Here is a 19,457-nt window from a genome sequence, read left to right on the forward strand (position 1 = left end):
GGCCCGTACGGCCCGTCCCGCTTCCCGGGCCCCCGCATCACCTGGAGTACGGACATGACCAGCACCACCGCCAAGGCGCCGGCCGGCCGCGAGCCGGCGCTCGCCGAGGTCGAGCTGCTCATCGGCGGGATGACCTGCGCCTCCTGCGCGGCCCGCGTCGAGAAGAAGCTCAACCGCATGGACGGCGTCACCGCCACGGTGAACTACGCGACGGAGAAGGCCCGGGTCACCTACCCCGCGGGCACCGAGGTCGCCGACCTCATCGCGACCGTGGTGAAGACCGGGTACACCGCCGAGGAGCCCGCGCCCACGCGCGAGGAGGAGCCCGCCACCGAGGGCGCGCACACCGCCGGGGAGGACCCCGAGCTGTCGGCCCTGCGCCGCCGCCTCGCCGTCTCCGCCGCCCTCGCGGTGCCCGTGATCCTGCTGGCCATGGTCCCGGCCCTCCAGTTCGACAACTGGCAGTGGCTCTCGCTCACCCTCGCCGCACCGGTCGTCGTCTGGGGCGGACTGCCCTTCCACCGGGCGGCCTGGACGAACGCCCGGCACGGCGCCGCCACCATGGACACGCTGGTCTCCCTCGGCACGCTGGCCGCGTTCGGCTGGTCCCTGTGGGCCCTGTTCCTCGGCGACGCGGGCATGCCCGGCATGCGGCACCCCTTCGAGCTCACGGTCTCGCGCGGCGACGGCGCCTCCTCGATCTACCTGGAGGTCGCCTCCGGCGTCACGGCCTTCATCCTGCTGGGCCGCTATCTGGAGGCCCGTTCCAAGCGCCGTGCGGGAGCGGCCCTCAAGGCGCTGATGGAGCTGGGCGCCAAGGAGGTGGCGGTCCTGCGGGACGGGCGCGAGGTGCGGATCCCGGCGCAGCGGCTGACCGTCGGCGACCGGTTCGTCGTACGGCCCGGCGAGAAGATCGCCACCGACGGCACGGTCGTCGAGGGCGCCTCGGCGGTGGACGCCTCGATGCTGACCGGCGAGTCGGTGCCGGTGGACGTGACGGCCGGGGACGCGGTCACCGGGGCGACGGTCAACGCGGGCGGCCGGCTCGTCGTCGAGGCCACCCGGATCGGCGCCGACACCCAGCTCGCGCGGATGGCGAAGCTGGTGGAGGACGCGCAGAACGGCAAGGCCGAGGTGCAGCGGCTCGCCGACCGGATCGCCGGGGTCTTCGTGCCGGTGGTCCTGCTGATCGCCGCCGCCACGGCCGGGGCGTGGCTCGGGCTGACCGGCGACGGCGTCGCCGCGTTCACCGCCGCCGTCGCGGTCCTGATCATCGCCTGCCCGTGCGCGCTGGGCCTGGCCACGCCGACCGCGCTGATGGTCGGCACGGGCCGCGGCGCCCAGCTCGGCATCCTCATCAAGGGACCGGAGGTCCTGGAGTCCACGCGCCGGATCGACACGGTCGTCCTGGACAAGACCGGCACGGTCACCACGGGCCGGATGACCCTCCAGGAGGTCCATGTCGCCGAGGGCGCCGACGAGAAGGAGGTGCTGCGGCTGGCGGGCGCCGTCGAGCACGCCTCCGAGCACCCCGTGGCCCGGGCGATCGCGCTGGGCGCCGCGGAGAGGGCCGGACAGCTCCCGGACGTCGAGCACTTCGAGAACGTCCCCGGGCGGGGCGTGCGGGGGCTCGTGGAGGGCCGTGAGGTCGCCGTGGGGCGGCTCTTCGACGACGTACCGCCGCTGCTGGCCCGCGCGCGGGACGAGGCCGAGCGGGCCGGCCGTACGGCCGTCGTGGCGGGCTGGGACGGAACAGCGAAGGCCGTCCTGGCCGTGGCGGACGCGGTCAAGGAGACCAGCGCGGAGGCGGTGCGCGAGCTGCGCGCGCTGGGGCTCACGCCGGTGCTGCTGACCGGGGACAACCGGGCGGTGGCCGATGCGGTGGCCGAGGCCGTCGGGATCGACCGGGTGATCTCGGAGGTCCTGCCCGAGGACAAGGTCGACGCCGTACGGCGGCTGCAGGCCGAGGGGCGGGTCGTCGCCATGGTGGGCGACGGCGTCAACGACGCGGCGGCGCTCGCCACCGCCGACCTGGGCCTGGCCATGGGCACCGGCACGGACGCGGCGATCGAGGCGGGCGATCTGACGCTGGTGCGCGGCGATCTGCGGGTGGCCGCGGACGCGATCCGGCTCTCCCGCCGGACGCTGGCCACGATCAAGGGCAACCTCGTGTGGGCCTTCGGCTACAACGTGGCCGCGCTGCCGCTGGCCGCCGCGGGACTGCTGAACCCGATGATCGCCGGGGCCGCGATGGCCTTCTCGTCGGTCTTCGTCGTCACGAACAGTCTCCGGCTCCGGACATTCCGGTGAAGTCCCCCGAATTCGCCCTAAGTTCGCGGCGAACGTGATATGAGCCCCTCTGGAGTCCCGGGCCCGGCTCACATAAGCTCTTCACAAGGCTCGCGCATCATCCTTACGCTTGAGCCCCGGACGGCATATCCGGGCTCTTGCGTATCTACCGGACATGCGCAAGAGACGCAGATCACAGTGATGTGAACGTAACCATCGAAGGGGTTCGAAGGTCTAAGTTGACGATGTCGGGCAGCGTCTTGGGGGGCGCCACCTGGCATCTGGAGATGTCTTGGGGGACCTCTCCAGAGATGCGTTGCCGGGGCACGTACACCGGGAAGCTTTGAGCGGCCCTCCCGGTCGTGCGCTGTCCCGGCAGACCGCACACCACAGTACGGCGAGTTTTGCTCGTTGTGCTCACAGCGATTCAGGCGCTGTCCTCACAGACGCCCGGCCGGATCCCGTGGGGGGAATCCGTACCGGGACTGGGAAGGCGCCCTGGTCGTCGGCCCGTGGGGGGACCGGCGACAGGGCGCCTTCTTTTCTGCTTCTCGGCCCCTCGGGCCTGCTCGCGGCCTGCTCGCCCCGCACCTACGCAAGAGCCCCCGCACCCGCACGAGCGCGGATACGGGGGCCGAGCGGCACTACGACGCCTCAGCGCTCCTCGACGGGCACGAAGTCGCGCTCGACGACGCCCGTGTAGATCTGGCGCGGGCGGCCGATGCGGGAGCCCGGCTCCTTGATCATCTCGTGCCACTGGGCGATCCAGCCCGGCAGCCGGCCGAGGGCGAACAGGACCGTGAACATCTCGGTCGGGAAGCCCATGGCCCGGTAGATCAGGCCGGTGTAGAAGTCGACGTTCGGGTAGAGGCTGCGCGAGACGAAGTAGTCGTCGGAGAGCGCGTGCTCCTCCAGCTTCAGCGCGATGTCCAGCAGCTCGTCGGACTTGCCGAGGGCGGACAGCACGTCGTGCGCGGCGGCCTTGATGATCTTGGCGCGCGGGTCGAAGTTCTTGTAGACCCGGTGGCCGAAGCCCATCAGGCGGACGCCGTCCTCCTTGTTCTTCACCTTGCGGATGAAGTTGTCGACGTCGCCGCCGGAGTCGCGGATGCCCTCCAGCATCTCCAGCACGGACTGGTTGGCACCGCCGTGCAGCGGGCCCCACAGGGCGTTGATGCCGGCGGAGATCGACGCGAACATGTTCGCCTGCGAGGAGCCGACCAGGCGGACCGTGGAGGTAGAACAGTTCTGCTCGTGGTCCGCGTGCAGGATCAGCAGCTTGTCGAGCGCGGAGACCACGATCGGGTCGAGGTCGTACTCCTGCGCGGGGACCGAGAAGGTCATGCGGAGGAAGTTCTCCACGTAGCCCAGGTCGTTGCGCGGGTAGACGAACGGGTGGCCGATCGACTTCTTGTACGCGTACGCCGCGATCGTCGGGAGCTTGGCGAGCAGACGGATCGTGGAGAGGTTGCGCTGGCGCTCGTCGAACGGGTTGTGGCTGTCCTGGTAGAACGTGGACAGCGCCGAGACGACCGAGGACAGCATGGCCATCGGGTGGGCGTCGCGCGGGAAGCCCCTGTAGAAGTTCTTGACGTCCTCGTGCAGCAGGGTGTGCTGCGTGATGTCGTTCTTGAACGACGAGAGCTCGTCGACGGTCGGCAGCTCGCCGTTGATCAGCAGGTAGGCGACCTCCAGGAAGGTGGAGCGCTCGGCCAGCTGCTCGATCGGGTAGCCGCGGTACCGCAGGATGCCCGCTTCGCCGTCCAGGTAGGTAATGGCGGATTTGTAGGCGGCGGTGTTGCCGTACCCGCTGTCCAGCGTCACCAGACCGGTCTGGGCGCGGAGCTTGCCGATGTCGAAGCCCTTGTCACCGACGGTGCTGTCGATCACCGGGTAGGTGTACTCGCCGTCGCCGTACCGCAGTACTACAGAGTTGTCGCTCACGTCATCCCTCACCGACGTTGTGCCTCTTCTTCGAGGTGCCCTGACTGTCTCTACCATCCCCCACTCGGCTCAGGAGAGTGCACTCGGGGTCGACCATCGGGCCTATTGACGGCACTGAGTGCCGCCAACTTCCTCATCCTGCCCCCTGTGTTCCCCTTCTGGAAGTGCTCTGTGACCTTCACGACTCATTTGATCGATCATTTTTCTGCGAACCGAGCCGGAAGTCGAGTGCCGTGCACCGGCGGCCCGCGGAAACGGAGCGCACCGCCTGGCCGATCGCCCTGCGCGAACCGACGAGGACGACCAGCTGCTTGGCCCGGGTGACCGCCGTGTAGAGCAGGTTGCGCTGGAGCATCATCCAGGCGCCCGTGGTGACCGGGATGACGACCGCCGGGTACTCGCTGCCCTGGGAGCGGTGGATGGTCACGGCGTAGGCGTGAGCCAGCTCGTCGAGCTCGTCGAACTCGTAGGGAACCTCCTCGTCCTCGTCCGTCAGCACCGTCAGGCGCTGGTCGACCGGGTCGAGCGAGGTGACCACACCGACGGTGCCGTTGAAGACGCCGTTCTTGCCCTTGTCGTAATTGTTGCGAATCTGGGTGACCTTGTCGCCGACACGGAACACCCGTCCGCCGAATCTCTTCTCGGGCAGGTCGGGGCGGCCGGGGGTGACGGCCTGCTGGAGCAGGCCGTTGAGGGTGCCGGCGCCCGCCGGGCCGCGGTGCATGGGTGCCAGGACCTGCACGTCCCGGCGGGGGTCCAGCCCGAACTTGGCCGGGATCCGCCGCGCCGCCACGTCCACCGTCAGCCGCCCCGCCTCCTCCGTGTCGTCCTCGACGAAGAGGAAGAAGTCCTTCATGCCGTCGGTGAGCGGGTGTTGGCCGGCGTTGATCCGGTGCGCGTTCGTCACCACGCCCGACTGCTGGGCCTGCCGGAAGACCCGGGTGAGGCGGACGGCGGGGATCGGGCTCCCGTCGGCCAGGAGATCGCGCAGCACCTCGCCCGCGCCGACGCTGGGCAGCTGGTCCACGTCCCCGACGAAGAGGAGATGGGCTCCCGGCGGCACGGCCTTCACCAGCTTGTTGGCGAGCAGCAGGTCCAGCATGGACGCCTCGTCGACCACCACCAGGTCGGCGTCCAGCGGGCGGTCCCGGTCGTAGGCCGCGTCGCCGCCGGGCTTCAGCTCCAGCAGGCGGTGGACCGTGGAGGCCTCGGCGCCGGTGAGCTCGGACAGGCGCTTGGCGGCCCGGCCGGTCGGGGCGGCGAGCACGACCTTCGCCTTCTTGGCGCGGGCCAGTTCCACGATGGAGCGGACCGTGAAGGACTTGCCGCAGCCGGGGCCGCCGGTGAGGACGGCGACCTTCTCGGTCAACGCGAGCTTGACGGCGGCCTCCTGCTCGGGGGCGAGGTCGGCGCCGGTGCGTGTTCTCAGCCAGCCGAGGGCCTTGTCCCAGGCCACCGCACGGAAGCCCGGCATCCGGTCCTCCTCCGTGCGCAGGAGGCGCAGCAGCTGGGCGGAGAGGGAGAGTTCGGCGCGGTGGAAGGGCACGAGGTAGATCGCGGTGACGGGCTCGCCGCCGTCCGGGCCCGGGACCTTCTCCCGTACGACTCCGGGTTCCTCGCCGTCCTCCGGGGGTTCGGCCAGCTCGGCGAGGCACTCGATGACCAGGCCCGTGTCGACCTGGAGGAGCTTGACCGCGTCCTTGATCAGCTGCTCCTCCGGGAGGAAGCAGTGGCCCTGGTCGGTGGACTGCGACAGCGCGTACTGCAGGCCCGCCTTGACGCGCTCCGGGCTGTCATGGGGGATGCCGACGGACTGGGCGATCTTGTCGGCGGTGAGGAAGCCGATGCCCCAGACGTCGGCGGCGAGCCGGTAGGGCTGGTTCTTCACGACGGAGATGGACGCGTCGCCGTACTTCTTGTAGATCCGCACCGCGATGGACGTGGACACCTCCACCGTCTGGAGGAAGAGCATGACCTCCTTGATCGCCTTCTGCTCCTCCCAGGCGTCGGCGATCTTCTTCGTCCGCTTGGGCCCGAGGCCAGGGACCTCGATGAGCCGCTTGGGCTCCTCCTCGATGATCTGGAGGGTGTCCAGCCCGAAGTGCTGCGTGATGCGGTCGGCGAAGACCGGGCCGATGCCCTTGACCAGGCCGGAGCCGAGGTAGCGGCGGATGCCCTGGACGGTGGCCGGCAGGACGGTCGTGTAGTTCTCCACGTGGAACTGCTTGCCGAACTGGGGATGCGAGCCCCAGCGGCCCTCCATGCGCAGGGACTCCCCGACCTGGGCACCGAGCAGCGCGCCCACGACCGTGAGCAGATCACCGCCGCCTCTGCCGGTGTCGACCCGGGCGACCGTGTAGCCGTTCTCCTCGTTCGCGTACGTGATCCGCTCGAGAACGCCTTCGAGCACGGCGAGTCGCCGTTCGCCGGCGGGGGTTCCCGTCTGGTTGGGCATGATCCGACCGTACCGCCGGGGTACGACAGTCAGGCCCTTATGTGACCTTCCTTGACGGCCGTCACGAACGCCGTCCAGCCGTGGGTGGAGAAGACCAGGGTGGGGCCGGGGGCGGTCTTGCTGTCGCGGACGGGGACGTCGGGGTGGTCGCGGGCGACTTCGAGGCACTCTCCTTGATCGCCGCCGCTGTAGCTGGACTTGTACCAGCCGGTGATGCTGCTTTCAGTGGTGACCATGCGCGTGTTCCTCCGCTGCCGCCCTGACGAGGGCCAGTGACTCCTGGTGCGACAACGCGTCGCTCAGGGCCAGAGAGTAGGCGGTCTGGCAGGCGCTCACCAGGGCCGGATCATCCATCAGGTTCCCTGTCTGAAAGCCCTCGACGTAGGCCACCGGGGCCGAGTCCTCGAACGTCATGAGCGTGAGCAGACTCTGCATGAGCGCGTGTGCCCCCACGCCGTACGGAAGGACATGCAAGCGCAGTCGTCCCGACTCGGCCATGTCCGCGATTTGTGGAACTGCTCTGCCATGACCTGCGGCCCGCCGACGCGACGCCGGAGGACCGCCTCGTCGAGCAGGGTCCAGACCACAGTCTGCGCCGGTCCGTCGAGGATTCGTCGGCGCTCTGTTCGGATGACAACGAGCTCGTCAAGTTCCCCGGGCGTGTGGTTCGGCCGGTATGCACGGAAGAGGGCGCGTGCATAGTCGTCGGTCTGAAGCACTCCGGGGACCAGTGAAAGCGCGAACTGCTGGATGCCAGTTGCTCAAGCTCGGCCACGGCTGCGAAGTGGTCGGTGTACTTCGACTCCAGGTCCTCCAGCCACCGCGCGAAGAACCCGTCCGTCCCGAGCGCCCGGTCGATCCGCTGCGCGTCGTCCGGCTTCGGAAGGCGCCTGCCGGCCTCGAAGTGGCTGATCAGCGTGGGCGAGCACACGACCTGGTCGCTCAGTTCCTCCTGGGTGAGGCCGGCCGCGATCCGCCACAGCCTCAGCTCTCCCCGTACTTCTCCGCAGTGTTCGAGGCGCACGACAATCGTCCATGCGGCCAACACCCTTTCTTGACAAGCGCGATGTCAAGTCCCACCCCCTGGAAGCGAGCCGGCACCGACCCCACTCTTTGAATCCTCCCCTCCCTGAAGGGAGGGGATTCCTGGCTCAGGCCGCCTCCTGGAGCAGCGCTCCGGGAGGTCTTCCGCCATCAGTACCAGCCGGGTTGAGACCAGCCCGGACGAGCATCACGCGTGCGGAGTTCTTGTCCCGCGGGGACACGGCCCCGCACGCGGTGCAGGTGTAGGTGCGCTCTCCCAGCGGCAGTGCGCTTTGCTCTCGTCATGCAGTGCGCGCAGTCCATCGTGGTGTGCGCAGGGTGGACCAGGCGGATGTCCCGCCCGTACTTGCGGCCCATCTGGACGGGACGTTGCACTGTCCCGAACCCTTCGAAGGACCATATGTACGACAGCAGCACAAACGCACCCCGATCCCACGGCCGCCACTCCGACCAGCGATCACGGGCACACGCGTTCGCATCACTTCGGTTATACCGACAGCGGTACGGGCGCTCCGCGCCCCTAACGGATGCGGCGACGCTCCGCCTCGCGACGCCCGGATGCGATTCCTCCCCGGCGTGAACGCCGGGGCCTCCTCGCAAGAAGCAGGTGATTCACCACAGAACGCAGTCACCGCAGGTCGGGAGGCAAGCAGACAGGACAGACCTCATCGCCCGAGCCCTCGAACCGCTCCTCCGCGCCCTGTTCCCTCCACGCGGACGGCGACGGCGATCCCCCGCACCGCCCCCGTGCCCGTACTGCCGTGACGGCGCCAGCGGCGCGGTGGCCCGCCGCGCGGAGGAACGTCCGCTGCGCGGAGAGGACAACCGACTGGTCCACCCCTACCTGGCGGCGGAGGTGAGCGAGCGATGGCCGGGCGGCTGCTGCCCTGGACGACTGTCGAGGGCAGGCCGTGCCATCTCGTGGGCGACGGGACGGGTTACGTCTCACGCTTGGCCGACGACATCGAAGCCGTACAGCTGGACATGGCGGACGGTCTCCTCGGCCACGCCGCCGCGCTCCTCGCGGAACGCCGTGTGACGAGCGCGGAGCTGCACTATCTGGCCCTGCGGCTCACCGAGTCCCTGCGGGACGTCAAGCGGGTGGCGGAGAGCAGAGGGGCACGGCTCACATCGGCACCCTGACTCCGACCAAGGATCAGAGTCACTCTTCGGACCGCTGCTCATGCCGGTGGGTGCCGCGGGCCAGTTCCTGGAGGAGCTCGTGCTCGGTCTTCCCGGTGTCCCGGGCCATCTTGCGCAGCAACAGGGCGCAGAGGGCCGCCGCCCCGTCCATGAGGGCCTCGGTGGCCATGGGGTCCTCGCGCCGTCGCTCTGTCACGTAGGCCGTCAGCAGGTCGTTGCCGGAGACGTAGGCGGTCATGAACTCGATGCCGTTACGGAGACGGTCGTAGTCGCTGGTCATGGTCGAACCGTCCCACACCGTCAGCGCGAGCTGCTGCGGCGGGCATACGCGCGGGCCGCGCGGGCGCGGTCGCCGCAGCGGGTGGAGCACCACTGACGGCGGCCGTGGCGGAGCAGGTAACGGTTGCAGGGCGGGGAGCCGCAGGCGGTGAGGCGTTCGGCGTCGGGGGACGTGAGCAGGTCGGCGGCGTCGGCGGCGAGGGTGGCCAGGGCCAGGTCGACGATCGCGGTGGTGGGGTGGGGGGCCGTGCGGTAGGGGCCGGTTTTGTCGTCCCACCGCAGCAGTGGGGCCGTGGGGACCCGGGTCATCGCGTCGTTGACGGCCGCCAGGGCCGCGGGGAGGGCGGGCAGGCCTTCGGCGCGGGCGGCGAACAGCGACCTGATCTGTTCGCGCAGGGAGCGCAGTTGGGTGGCGCACATCTCCCGCATGCCGGCGTCGACCGGGGCGAGGCCGCGCTGGGTGAGCCAGTGGTTCGCCTGGTCGGGGGTGCCCAGGAGGTCGACCGTGTGCCCGCCGGGCAGGGTGACCGCGCTGTTGACGAGGGCGAGGGAGGAGTGTTCCTCCTCGCCCTGTGCGGGCGGCGGGGCGGGCTGTCCGGTCACGGGCTCTTCCATGCTTCTCATGGTACGGCTTGCGCGTATCCGTGAGGAGTGGGTACGGTCACCTCACGGTTCGAACGCACCTATCCGTGAGGTTTTTGATGTCTGCCCTTTCTGCGCCGACCGCGCCCTTCCCCGTCCGCGTCTTCGGCGGCCCGACCGCCCTCTTCGAGTACGGCGGCCTGCGGTTCCTGACCGACCCGACCTTCGACGGCCCCGGTGACTTCCCGGCGCCCGCCGTGGTCCTGACGAAGACCGCCCCGTCCGCCGGCGCGCCCGACGAACTCGGCCCTGTGGACGTGGTGCTCCTCTCGCACGACGAGCACGCCGACAACCTCGACACCTCCGGCCGGGCCCTGCTCGCCGACGTCCCGCTCACCCTCACCACTCCCGGCGGCGGACAGCGTCTCGGCGAGAAGGCCACGGGCCTGGCCGACTGGCAGTCCGTCGAGCTCGACCGCCCCGACGGCGGCACTGTCACCGTCACGGGTGTCCCCGCGATCCACGGCCCCGGCCCCCGCGAGGAGGTCGAGCCGATAACCGGCCAGGTCGTCGGCTTCGTCCTGACCGGCGAGGGTCTGCCCACCGTCTACGTCAGCGGCGACAACGCCTCACTCGACGCGGTGAAGGAGATCGCCGAGCGCTTCGCCCCGGTGGACACCGCCATCCTGTTCGCCGGCGCGCCGCGCTTCGCGGAAGTCTTCGACAACGAGGTCATCGTCCTGGACAGCGCCATGGCCGCCGAGGCCGCGCGGATCCTCGGCGCCCGCCGCGTGGTCCCCGTGCACTACGACAGCTGGGCCCACTTCACCGAAGGCCGTGAGGAGCTGGCGGCGGCTTTCACTGCCGCCGGGCTGGCCGACCGCCTGGACTGGGGCGGACGCGACTGACCTGCCGTCACTTCCACCGGAACAAGTGACCGTCCCCTGCCGTCACTTCCGCCAGAACAGGTGATGCGTCACCCCGCTCGGACTCGGCACGACATCGCAGTGGAACCGGTCGAACAGCTCCTCCGGCGACTCCCAGAGCCGTGAACCGGATCCGAGCTTCACCGGCGAGACCGCCACGTGCAGGGTGTCGACCAGGTCGGCTTCGAGGAACTCCCGGATGGTCGTGGCCCCGCCGCCGAGCCGGACGTCCTTGCCCTGTGCCGCCTCCCGGGCCTGGGCGAGGACCGCGGCCGGGTCGCCGCCGACGAAGTGGAACGTCGTGTCGGAGAGGGTGAACGAGGGGCGCTCGTGGTGGGTCATGACGAATACCGGCGTGTGGAACGGGGGTTCGTCACCCCACCAGCCCTGCCACTCGTAGTCCTGCCAGGGGCCGCGCTGGGGGCCGAACTTGTTCCGGCCCATGATCTCGGCGCCGATGTTGTGCGCGAAGTCGCGCGTGAGGTAGTCGTCGAGACCGCGGCTGCCCCCGGGGTCGGTGCGGTTGGGCCAGCTCGCCGTGGCACCGGCCCAGGCGAACATCTGTCCCGGGTCGGCGTGGCCGAAGGGCCGCTCCAGGCTCTGGTGCTCACCGGCACCGAATCCGTCACTCGAGACGTTGAAGTTCTGCACGCGCAGTAGCTGCTGCTGGGACACGGCGCTCCTCCTGAGGGCTGGTCGATGCCTGTGGTCGTCGATGCCTGCGGTGGTCGACGAGGGATGGACCGCCCGGGCCGGCGAAACTCATCGGTGGCCAGGTGATTTCCTCCGGCTCACCCGGCCTGCGCGACCACGTGCTCGATCACCTGCTGGAAGTCCTCGCTCGGGGAGAACTCCACGAACTCGCTGTCCTCCAGGGCGACCGGGACATGGCCGGGGCCCCAGTAGTACGCCTGTCCCGCCTCGTACTCCTCCTCGCCGGAGGGCGTGCGCATTCTGATCCGGCCCTTCAGCAGGTAGCCCCAGTGGGGGACCTGGCACGCGTCGCCGGGCAGGCCCTTGAGGGCCGGGCCCATGTCCGTGCCCTGGGGCAGGCTGAGGTAGCCCACAGACATGCCGCCGCCGATCGGCATGAGGCGCAGTTCCACGCCGTTGCCCTCGAGGGCCACGGGTACGTCGTTCCGGGTCGCCGCCGTCATGACTCCTCCGCTCCGGCCCGCCCGGGCCTCGCGACAACGGATCTTCTCCTTCCACCCTGAACCGCCGCGGAGCGGCCCGCGACATCACGATCCGGTCAAGAGGTGCCCTCAGGGTCTTGATTTACCGGCGTGTAATCGATTCCATCCACCCGTCGATGTAATCGATTCCACGAGGAGGTGGAGCGGCGGTGGCCAGCATCAAGGACGTCGCTGCCGAGGCGGGCGTATCCGTCGCCACGGTCTCGCGCGTCCTGAACGACCACCCGTCGGTCAGCGCCGACGCACGCACCCGCGTGCAGGCCGCCGTCGAGTCCCTGGGCTACCGCCCGAACGCCGTCGCCCGCTCCCTGCGCACCGACCAGACCCACACCCTCGGCCTGGTCATCAGCGACGTACTGAACCCGTACTTCACCGAACTGGCCCGCTCCGTCGAGGAGGAGGCCCGCGCGCTCGGCTACAGCGTCATCATCGGCAACGCCGACGAGCGGCCCGACCTCCAGGACCACCACGTACGCAACCTGCTGGACCGGCGGATCGACGGGCTGCTCGTCTCCCCCACGGACGGCGGCTCGCCGCTGATGCTGGACGCGGCCCGGGCCGGGACCCCCATGGTGTTCGTGGACCGGTGGATCCCGGGCGTGGACGTGCCGGTGGTCCGGGCGGACGGCCGGGCCGCCGTGCGGGATCTCGTGGCGCATCTGTACGCGCTCGGGCACCGGCGGGTCGCGATCATCGCGGGTCCGGCGGCGACCACGACCGGACGCGAACGCGTGGAGGTCTTCAGGGAGGCTCTCCAGGAGCACGGGCTCGACCTCCCCGAGGCCTACACCGGCCAGGGCGACTTCCAGGTCGAGAGCGGGCGCCGGGTCACCGAGGGGTTCCTCGACCTGGCCGAACCGCCCGAGGTCGTGTTCGCGGCGGACAACCTGATGGCGCTCGGCGCGCTGGACGCCGTACGCGCGCGTGGACTGCGGGTTCCCGACGACATCGCGCTGGCCGCGTTCGACGACATCCGCTGGTTCGTGCACACCGACCCGCCGGTCACCGCGATCGCCCAGCCCACGGGCGAGCTGGGCCGGGCCGCCGTACGGGCCCTGGTCGACCGCATCGAGGGACGGCCCGGCGAGTCCGTCACCCTCCCCGCCCGCCTCGTCGTACGCCGCTCGTGCGGCGAGTCCCCCTCCCCAGTGCAAAGGAGCACGACGTGAGCAACCCGGACGAGTTGCTGCGCATCGAGGGCATACGCAAGACCTTCCCGGGTGTGGTCGCGCTGGACGGCGTGGACTTCGACCTGCGCCGGGGCGAGGTGCATGTGCTGCTCGGTGAGAACGGCGCGGGCAAGAGCACCCTCATCAAGATGCTCTCCGGCGCCTACACGCCCGACGCCGGGCGGATTCTGGCCGGCGGCGAGGAGGTGCGCATCCAGGGCGCGCAGGACTCCGAGCGGCTCGGGATCGCCACCATCTACCAGGAGTTCAACCTCGTTCCCGATCTGACGGTCGCCGAGAACCTCTTCCTGGGGCGGCAGCCGCGCCGGTTCGGGGTGATCGACCGCAAGCGGATGGAGGCCGACGCCGAGGCCCTCCTCGCGCGCGTGGGCGTGAACGTGTCGCCCCGCGCGCGGGTGCGCGAACTCGGTATCGCGCGCCTGCAGATGGTCGAGATCGCCAAGGCGCTCAGCCTCGACGCGCGGGTGCTCATCATGGACGAGCCGACCGCCGTGCTCACCTCCGAGGAGGTCGAGAAGCTCTTCGCGATCGTGCGCACGCTGCGCGAGGACGGCGTCGGGATCGTCTTCATCACGCATCACCTGGAGGAGATCGCCGCCCTGGGTGACCGGGTGACGGTCCTCCGGGACGGCAGGAGCGTCGGGCAGGTCCCGGCCTCCACGCCCGAGGACGAGCTCGTACGGCTCATGGTGGGGCGGTCGATCGAGCAGCAGTATCCGCGCGAGCGGGCCGACCGCGGTGCCGCCTTGCTGTCCGTCGAGGGACTGACCCGCGACGGTGTCTTCCACGACGTCAGCTTCGAGGTGCACGCCGGTGAGGTGGTCGGCATCGCGGGGCTGGTCGGCGCCGGCCGTACGGAGGTCGTACGGGCCGTGTTCGGGGCGGACCCGTACGACAAGGGGGCCGTGAAGGTCGCCGGTTGCGCCGTCCGCAAGGACGACGTCAACGCGGCGATGACCGCGGGCATCGGGCTCATCCCCGAGGACCGCAAGGGCCAGGGCCTGGTGCTGGACGCGTCGGTCGAGGAGAACCTCGGTCTGGTGACGCTGCGGTCCACCACGCGCGCGGGGCTCGTCGACCTCAAGGGCCGGCGCGAGGCCGCCGAGCGGATCGCGGGGCAGCTCGGGGTGCGCATGGCCGGACTCGGCCAGCACGTGCGCACCCTCTCCGGCGGCAACCAGCAGAAGGTCGTCATCGGCAAGTGGCTGCTCGCCGACACCAAGGTGCTGATCCTCGACGAGCCGACGCGCGGCATCGACGTCGGCGCCAAGGTCGAGATCTACCAGCTCGTCAACGAACTCACCGCCGCCGGCGCGGCCGTCCTGATGATCTCCAGCGATCTGCCCGAGGTGCTCGGCATGAGCGACCGGGTGCTGGTGATGGCGCAGGGCCGGATCGCCGGCGAACTCTCCGCCGACGAGGCGAGCCAGGACGCCGTGATGGCACTCGCCGTCAGCACTCCGACGACCACGACTACGACCACGACTACGACCGGAACGGAGGCCTCCCGTGGCCACTGACACGCTCAAGAGCACAACGGGCGCGAGTGGCGCCACGGGCGGCCTGCGCCGCCTCCTGCTCGACAACGGCGCGCTCACCGCGCTCATCGTCCTCGTCGTCGCGATGTCGGCGCTGTCCGGCGACTTCCTGACGACGGACAACCTCCTGAACGTCGGCGTGCAGGCGGCCGTCACCGCCATCCTCGCCTTCGGCGTGACCTTTGTGATCGTCTCGGCGGGCATCGACCTGTCGGTCGGCTCGGTCGCCGCGCTGTCGGCCACGGTCCTCGCGTGGAGCGCCACCTCGGCGGGCGTCCCGGTCTTCCTCGCCGTCCTGCTGGCCATAGCGACGGGCATCGTCTGCGGCCTGGTCAACGGCATCCTGATCTCCTACGGCAAGCTGCCGCCGTTCATCGCGACGCTGGCCATGCTGTCCGTGGCCCGCGGCCTGTCCCTCGTCATCTCCGAGGGCTCCCCGATCGCCCTCCCGGACTCGGTCTCCCACCTCGGGGACACGCTCGGCGGCTGGCTGCCGGTGCCGGTTCTGGTGATGGTCGTCATGGGCCTGATCGCCGCGTTCGTGCTCGGCCGGACGTACATCGGCCGCTCGATGTACGCGATCGGCGGCAACGAGGAGGCCGCTCGGCTGTCCGGGCTGCGCGTGAAGAAGCAGAAGCTCGCGATCTACGCCTTCTCCGGCGTCTTCGCCGCCGTCGCCGGTGTCGTCCTCGCCGCCCGGCTGTCCTCCGCGCAGCCGCAGGCCGCCGACGGCTACGAGCTGGACGCCATCGCCGCGGTCGTCATCGGCGGCGCCTCCCTCGCGGGCGGCACCGGCAAGGCGTCCGGCACGCTCGTCGGCGCGCTGATCCTGGCCGTGCTGCGCAACGGGCTGAACCTGCTGAACGTGTCGGCGTTCTGGCAGCAGGTCGTCATCGGCGTCGTCATCGCACTGGCCGTGCTGCTCGACACCGCGCGCCGCAAGGCCGGGGCGACCCCGGTCGCGGCCGGCACCGGCGGCGACAAGGGCCGGCAGGCCGTGACGTACGCGCTCGCGGCCGTCGTCACCGTGGCGATCGTCGGCGCCACGTCCTTCCTGCACAACGGCTCCTCCTCGGCGAGCACCCCGAAGATGGGCCTGTCGCTGTCCACTCTCAACAACCCGTTCTTCGTGCAGATCCGGGCGGGCGCCCAGGCCGAGGCCAAGAAGCTGGGCGTGGACCTGACCGTCACGGACGCGCAGAACGACGCCTCGCAGCAGGCCAACCAGCTGCAGAACTTCACCAGTTCCGGGCTCGGCGCGATCATCGTCAACCCGGTCGACTCGGACGCGGCGAGCAACTCGGTGAAGGCCGCCGACCAGGCGAAGATCCCGGTCATCGCCGTGGACCGGACCGTCAACAGGGCGGCGGTGGACACTCTCGTCGCCTCCGACAACATCGCCGGTGGTGAACTCGCGGCCAAGACCATCGCCGACAAGCTGGGCGGCAAGGGCAAGATCGTGATCCTCCAGGGGCAGGCCGGCACCTCCGCCGCGCGCGAGCGCGCCCAGGGCTTCGCGAACGGCCTCAAGGCCTACCCGGGCATCCGGGTCGTCGCCCAGCAACCCGCCGACTTCGACCGCACCAAGGGCCTCGACGTGATGTCGAACCTGCTCCAGGCCCACCCGGACGTCCAGGGCGTCATCGCCGCCAACGACGAGATGGCGCTCGGCGCGATCAAGGCCCTGGGCTCCAAGGCCGGCACGTCGGTCTCCGTGGTCGGCTTCGACGGCACGCCTGACGGACTGAAGGCGGTCGAGGGCGGCACGCTGTACGCGTCCGTGGCGCAGCAGCCGTCCCAGCTCGGGAAGATCGCCGTGGACAACGCCCTGAAGGCCCTCCAGGGCAAGGAGGTCGAGGAGACGGTGAAGGTGCCGGTGAAGGTGGTCACGAAGGAGAACGTGGCCGGGTTCAGCGGCTGACATCGGGGAACGGCGGGCGGTCATCCACTCCTGGTGGGGCCGCCCGCCCATGTCACTCACGTGGGGAGAAACTCATGTACGACTACGACCTCCTGGTCGTGGGGTCGGCCAATGCCGACCTGGTGATCGGTGTCCAGCGCCGGCCCGGTGCCGGCGAGACCGTGCTCGGCTCCGACCTGGCCGTCCACCCGGGCGGCAAGGGCGCGAACCAGGCGGTCGCGGCCGCCCGGCTCGGGGCCCGTACGGCTCTGCTGGCCCGGGTCGGCGACGACGCGTACGGCCGGCTGCTGCTCGACTCGCAGCGCTCGGCCGGCGTGGACACGGTGGGTGTCCTGGTGGGCGGTGCGCCGACCGGGGTCGCGCTGATCACGGTCGACCCGTCCGGGGACAACAGCATCGTGGTCTCGCCGGGCGCGAACGGCCGGCTGGCCCCGGAGGACGTCAGCGCCGCAGGGAGCCTCTTCCACGCCTCCCGGGTGGTCTCGGCGCAGCTGGAGATCCCGCTGGAGACGGTGGTGGAGGTCGTACGGAACCTGGCGCCGGAGAGCCGTTTCGTGCTGAACCCCTCGCCGCCGCGGCCCCTTCCGCAGGAGGTGCTGGCGGCGTGCGACCCGCTGATCGTCAACGAGCACGAGGCAAAGGTGATCCTGGGCTCGGCCGCCGTCGGGGACAGCCCGGAGGACTGGGCGCGGATCCTGCTCGCGAAGGGCCCGCGGTCGGTGGTGGTGACGCTGGGCGGGGAGGGCGCGCTGGTCGCCTCGGCACAGGGCGTCTCGCGGGTGCCGTCCGTGAAGGTGGACGCCGTGGACACGACCGGCGCGGGTGACGCGTTCACCGCCGCGCTGGCCTTCCGGCTGGGTGCGGGTGAGTCCCTCGCGGAGGCGGCCGCGTACGCGGCGCGGGTCGGGGCGGTGACCGTGACGAAGGTGGGCGCGCAGGCGTCCTTCCCGACGGCGGCGGAGGTCGCTGCACTGTGAAGCGGAACGGCATACTGAACCGTCATCTCGCCGGTGCGCTGGCCGAACTGGGTCATGGGGACGGGGTGCTGGTGTGCGACGTGGGCATGCCCGTTCCCGACGGCCCTCGGGTGGTGGACCTCGCCTTCCGGGCCGGGGTGCCGGCGTTCGCCGAGGTGCTGGACGGGCTGCTGGCCGAGCTGGTGGTCGAGGGGGCGACGGCGGCGGAGGAGGTACGGCGGACGAATCCGGCGGCGTGGACGCTGCTGGACGGGCACTTCCCCGCGCTGGAGCTCGTCCCGCACGAGCGGCTCAAGGAGCTGTCGGCCCGGGCCCGGCTGATCGTCCGCACGGGCGAGGCACGGCCGTACGCGAACGTGCTGCTGAGGTGCGGTGTCTTCTTCTGAGGCTTCTTCTTCAAGGAGCTTCTTCTTCAAGGGGGCCCGGTCCGTGGACCAGGCCCCCTCGGCTTTCCCCTCCCGTCAGGGACCCCCGCGATCCCCCCGGATCCCCCTCCAGAAGTCCTGACACCAAGTACGACCCGCGGAGGACAGAAAGGGTTGCGCGGCCGGACAAGATTTTCTTGCCGGATTCCTGCCGGATACTTGGGAAGATCACCGCGCCGGCCGGGTCAGCACGCGGGTGAGGCCGCCGTCGTCCTCCTCGACGTCCCTGACGTGCGCGAATCCGATCCGGCCGAGCAGGCGCAGCGAGGCCTCGTTCTCCGCTGCGACGGTGGCGTGCACCTCGGTCAGCCCGAGCCTGTCGAAGCCGTACCCGACGAGCGCCTCCGCCAGCTCCGTCCCGAGCCCGCTGCCCCAGACCTCCGGGGCCAGGGCGTAGACGATCTCGTGACCGTCGACCGCGTCCGTCCGCTTGATCTCCGCGTGCCCGACCAGTCGCCCACCGCGCCGGACGGCCCACACGTCGAAGAGATCCCGGGCGTAGACCTTGGTGAAGATCCGCCCGAACAGGGCCCGGTGGTCCGCCTCGGCGGCAGGGCCGTCCCCCATCCACCGGGAGACCCTGGTGTCCTGGAACAGGGCGACGAAGTCCTCCTCGTCCTTGGGGGTGTAGGCGTCGAGGAGGAGACGGGCGGTGCGCAGGGGCGGGGGGCATGTGTCCGGTGCCCTACGGAGCCGGCGCCCCGGGCCGGTCACGCCGAGTCGTTCAGCAGTCGGTTCAGGTGTTCGCGGCCCGGGCCCAGCAGGTCGGGCAGGTCGGCGGCCGACTCGTACCAGCGCTTCTCGTACTCCCAGCACAGCCAGCCGTCCCAGCCGTGCCGGGAGAGGACCTCCACGCACTCGGCCAGCGGCAGGACGCCCGCGCCGAGCGGCAGCGGGGTCGTGTCCTCGGCGGAGGCGATGTCCTTGACCTGGACGTAGCCGAGGTGCGGGGAGAGGGCCGCATACGTCTCCGAGGGCTGTTCGCCGCCCAGCCAGGTGTGCATCACGTCCCACAGCGCGCCCACCTGGCGGTGGCCGACCAGCCCGAGGACGCGCATCGCGTCGGCGGCGGTGCGGTGCGAGTCGTGGGTCTCCAGGAGGATGCGCACGCCCAGGTCGTTCGCGTACTCGGCGGCCGTGCCCAGCCGCCGGGCGGCCGTCGCGTCGGCCTCCTCGGGGGTCTGGACGTCCAGGTCGCCGCCGGGGAAGACCCGGATGTACGGGGCGCCGAGGTCGCGGGCCAGGTCGAGGAGGGAGCGGATCTCGGCCAGGACGGGCTCGTCGTCGCCCGGCGCGGCGACCCGCGCGTAGCCCGCCAGGCCCAGGAGCTCTACGCCCGACCCCTTGAACTCGGCCGCGACATCGGTCCGTTCGGCGGAGCCGAGGCCGGGATGGACCGGTTCCTCGGGATGGGCGCGCAGCTCCACGCCGTGGTAGCCGTGCGCGGTCGCGAGCCGCAGGACGTCGGGCAGGGGCAGGCCGGGGACACCGAGGGTGGAGAACGCCAGCTTCATGTGGACGGACCCTACCCGGCACCCCTGCCGACGA

17 protein-coding genes and 2 pseudogenes are annotated in these 19,457 nt (G+C 70.7%); 8 read left to right on the forward strand and 11 right to left on the reverse strand.

Features of this window, described 5'->3' with window-relative positions; genetic code table 11:
* Positions 1–54 precede the first annotated feature (54 nt).
* Complete coding sequence (locus QF034_RS14175; RefSeq protein WP_307175298.1) at positions 55–2,310, forward strand: heavy metal translocating P-type ATPase; 2,256 nt, start codon at positions 55–57, stop codon at positions 2,308–2,310.
* Positions 2,311–2,943: 633 nt separating this feature from the next.
* Here the strand turns inward: QF034_RS14175 and QF034_RS14180 are convergent.
* The 5 genes and pseudogenes from QF034_RS14180 to QF034_RS14200 all read right to left on the reverse strand — a co-directional run.
* Entirely contained in the window at positions 2,944–4,233 is a 1,290-nt protein-coding gene (locus tag QF034_RS14180; RefSeq protein WP_307175299.1) for a citrate synthase, read from the reverse strand.
* A gap of 178 nt (positions 4,234–4,411) precedes the next feature.
* Positions 4,412–6,688: an SF1B family DNA helicase RecD2 gene (gene recD2, locus QF034_RS14185; protein ID WP_307175300.1), complete on the reverse strand. Its 2,277-nt coding sequence runs from the start codon at positions 6,686–6,688 to the stop codon at positions 4,412–4,414.
* Between the two features lie 29 nt (positions 6,689–6,717).
* A complete protein-coding gene (locus tag QF034_RS14190; RefSeq protein ID WP_307175301.1) occupies positions 6,718–6,924 on the reverse strand; it encodes a DUF397 domain-containing protein in 207 nt (68 codons plus the stop codon).
* Positions 6,911–7,725: pseudogene (locus QF034_RS14195) on the reverse strand (helix-turn-helix domain-containing protein). Before QF034_RS14195 ends, QF034_RS14190 begins: the two are co-directional and overlap by 14 nt.
* A 114-nt stretch (positions 7,726–7,839) precedes the next feature.
* Positions 7,840–8,095: pseudogene (locus QF034_RS14200) on the reverse strand (zinc ribbon domain-containing protein); the annotation flags it as partial.
* A gap of 504 nt (positions 8,096–8,599) precedes the next feature.
* Between QF034_RS14200 and QF034_RS14205 the strand changes: the two are divergent.
* Positions 8,600–8,875, forward strand: coding sequence for a hypothetical protein (locus QF034_RS14205; RefSeq protein WP_307175302.1), 276 nt, complete (start codon positions 8,600–8,602; stop codon positions 8,873–8,875).
* Between the two features lie 19 nt (positions 8,876–8,894).
* Here the strand turns inward: QF034_RS14205 and QF034_RS14210 are convergent, their stop codons facing one another.
* Positions 8,895–9,155: a hypothetical protein gene (locus QF034_RS14210; RefSeq protein ID WP_086558687.1), complete on the reverse strand. Its 261-nt coding sequence runs from the start codon at positions 9,153–9,155 to the stop codon at positions 8,895–8,897.
* Between the two features lie 20 nt (positions 9,156–9,175).
* On the reverse strand, positions 9,176–9,769 hold the full coding sequence (locus QF034_RS14215) for a CGNR zinc finger domain-containing protein (RefSeq protein ID WP_307175303.1): 594 nt from the start codon (positions 9,767–9,769) through the stop codon (positions 9,176–9,178).
* Between the two features lie 86 nt (positions 9,770–9,855).
* Here QF034_RS14215 and QF034_RS14220 point away from each other — a divergent pair, with 86 nt between their 5' ends.
* Positions 9,856–10,644 (forward strand): MBL fold metallo-hydrolase, encoded by a 789-nt coding sequence (locus QF034_RS14220; protein ID WP_307175304.1) that lies wholly within the window; start codon positions 9,856–9,858, stop codon positions 10,642–10,644.
* 42 nt (positions 10,645–10,686) lie between these two features.
* Here QF034_RS14220 and QF034_RS14225 read toward each other — a convergent pair whose 3' ends face one another.
* Both QF034_RS14225 and QF034_RS14230 read right to left on the reverse strand, forming a co-directional pair.
* Positions 10,687–11,337 (reverse strand): dihydrofolate reductase family protein, encoded by a 651-nt coding sequence (locus tag QF034_RS14225; RefSeq protein ID WP_307175305.1) that lies wholly within the window; start codon positions 11,335–11,337, stop codon positions 10,687–10,689.
* A gap of 116 nt (positions 11,338–11,453) precedes the next feature.
* The gene (locus QF034_RS14230) at positions 11,454–11,819 is read right to left on the reverse strand and encodes a cupin domain-containing protein (protein ID WP_307175306.1); all 366 of its coding nucleotides are present in this window, start codon (positions 11,817–11,819) and stop codon (positions 11,454–11,456) included.
* A 188-nt stretch (positions 11,820–12,007) separates the two neighbouring features.
* On the opposite strand from QF034_RS14230, the gene QF034_RS14235 reads away from it, so the two are divergent.
* The 5 genes from QF034_RS14235 to rbsD all read left to right on the forward strand — a co-directional run bounded on the left by QF034_RS14235 (position 12,008) and on the right by rbsD (position 17,870).
* Positions 12,008–13,027: a LacI family DNA-binding transcriptional regulator gene (locus tag QF034_RS14235; protein WP_307175307.1), complete on the forward strand. Its 1,020-nt coding sequence runs from the start codon at positions 12,008–12,010 to the stop codon at positions 13,025–13,027.
* Entirely contained in the window at positions 13,024–14,568 is a 1,545-nt protein-coding gene (locus tag QF034_RS14240) for a sugar ABC transporter ATP-binding protein (protein ID WP_307175308.1), read from the forward strand. The genes QF034_RS14235 and QF034_RS14240 overlap by 4 nt, the downstream gene beginning before the upstream one ends.
* Positions 14,558–16,507, forward strand: a complete 1,950-nt coding sequence (locus QF034_RS14245; RefSeq protein ID WP_307175309.1) for an ABC transporter permease/substrate-binding protein — start codon at positions 14,558–14,560, stop codon at positions 16,505–16,507. The genes QF034_RS14240 and QF034_RS14245 overlap by 11 nt, the downstream gene beginning before the upstream one ends.
* Positions 16,508–16,581: 74 nt before the next feature.
* A complete protein-coding gene (locus QF034_RS14250) occupies positions 16,582–17,484 on the forward strand; it encodes a ribokinase (protein WP_307175310.1) in 903 nt (300 codons plus the stop codon).
* A complete protein-coding gene (rbsD, locus tag QF034_RS14255) occupies positions 17,481–17,870 on the forward strand; it encodes a D-ribose pyranase (protein ID WP_307175311.1) in 390 nt (129 codons plus the stop codon). The genes QF034_RS14250 and rbsD overlap by 4 nt, the downstream gene beginning before the upstream one ends.
* 207 nt (positions 17,871–18,077) lie before the next feature.
* Here the strand turns inward: rbsD and QF034_RS14260 are convergent, their stop codons facing one another.
* Positions 18,078–18,623, reverse strand: coding sequence for a GNAT family N-acetyltransferase (locus QF034_RS14260; protein WP_370880798.1), 546 nt, complete (start codon positions 18,621–18,623; stop codon positions 18,078–18,080).
* Positions 18,620–19,423: a sugar phosphate isomerase/epimerase family protein gene (locus tag QF034_RS14265; RefSeq protein WP_086562071.1), complete on the reverse strand. Its 804-nt coding sequence runs from the start codon at positions 19,421–19,423 to the stop codon at positions 18,620–18,622. Before QF034_RS14265 ends, QF034_RS14260 begins: the two co-directional genes overlap by 4 nt.
* Between the last annotated feature and the right edge of the window lie 34 nt (positions 19,424–19,457).

It is taken from the genome of Streptomyces africanus (assembly GCF_030816955.1).
In the GTDB taxonomy this organism is placed as follows: Bacteria; Actinomycetota; Actinomycetes; order Streptomycetales; family Streptomycetaceae; genus Streptomyces; species Streptomyces africanus.

Excerpts from the sequence above, each read along its gene's own strand:
- QF034_RS14175 (WP_307175298.1), top strand. The coding sequence starts at position 55 with ATGACCAGCACCACCGCCAAGGCGCCGGCCGGCCGCGAGCCGGCGCTC.
- recD2 (WP_307175300.1), bottom strand. The coding sequence starts at position 6,688 with ATGCCCAACCAGACGGGAACCCCCGCCGGCGAACGGCGACTCGCCGTG.
- QF034_RS14190 (WP_307175301.1), bottom strand. The coding sequence starts at position 6,924 with ATGGTCACCACTGAAAGCAGCATCACCGGCTGGTACAAGTCCAGCTAC.
- QF034_RS14205 (WP_307175302.1), top strand. The coding sequence starts at position 8,600 with ATGGCCGGGCGGCTGCTGCCCTGGACGACTGTCGAGGGCAGGCCGTGC.
- QF034_RS14210 (WP_086558687.1), bottom strand. The coding sequence starts at position 9,155 with ATGACCAGCGACTACGACCGTCTCCGTAACGGCATCGAGTTCATGACC.
- QF034_RS14215 (WP_307175303.1), bottom strand. The coding sequence starts at position 9,769 with ATGGAAGAGCCCGTGACCGGACAGCCCGCCCCGCCGCCCGCACAGGGC.
- QF034_RS14220 (WP_307175304.1), top strand. The coding sequence starts at position 9,856 with ATGTCTGCCCTTTCTGCGCCGACCGCGCCCTTCCCCGTCCGCGTCTTC.
- QF034_RS14230 (WP_307175306.1), bottom strand. The coding sequence starts at position 11,819 with ATGACGGCGGCGACCCGGAACGACGTACCCGTGGCCCTCGAGGGCAAC.
- QF034_RS14250 (WP_307175310.1), top strand. The coding sequence starts at position 16,582 with ATGTACGACTACGACCTCCTGGTCGTGGGGTCGGCCAATGCCGACCTG.
- QF034_RS14265 (WP_086562071.1), bottom strand. The coding sequence starts at position 19,423 with ATGAAGCTGGCGTTCTCCACCCTCGGTGTCCCCGGCCTGCCCCTGCCC.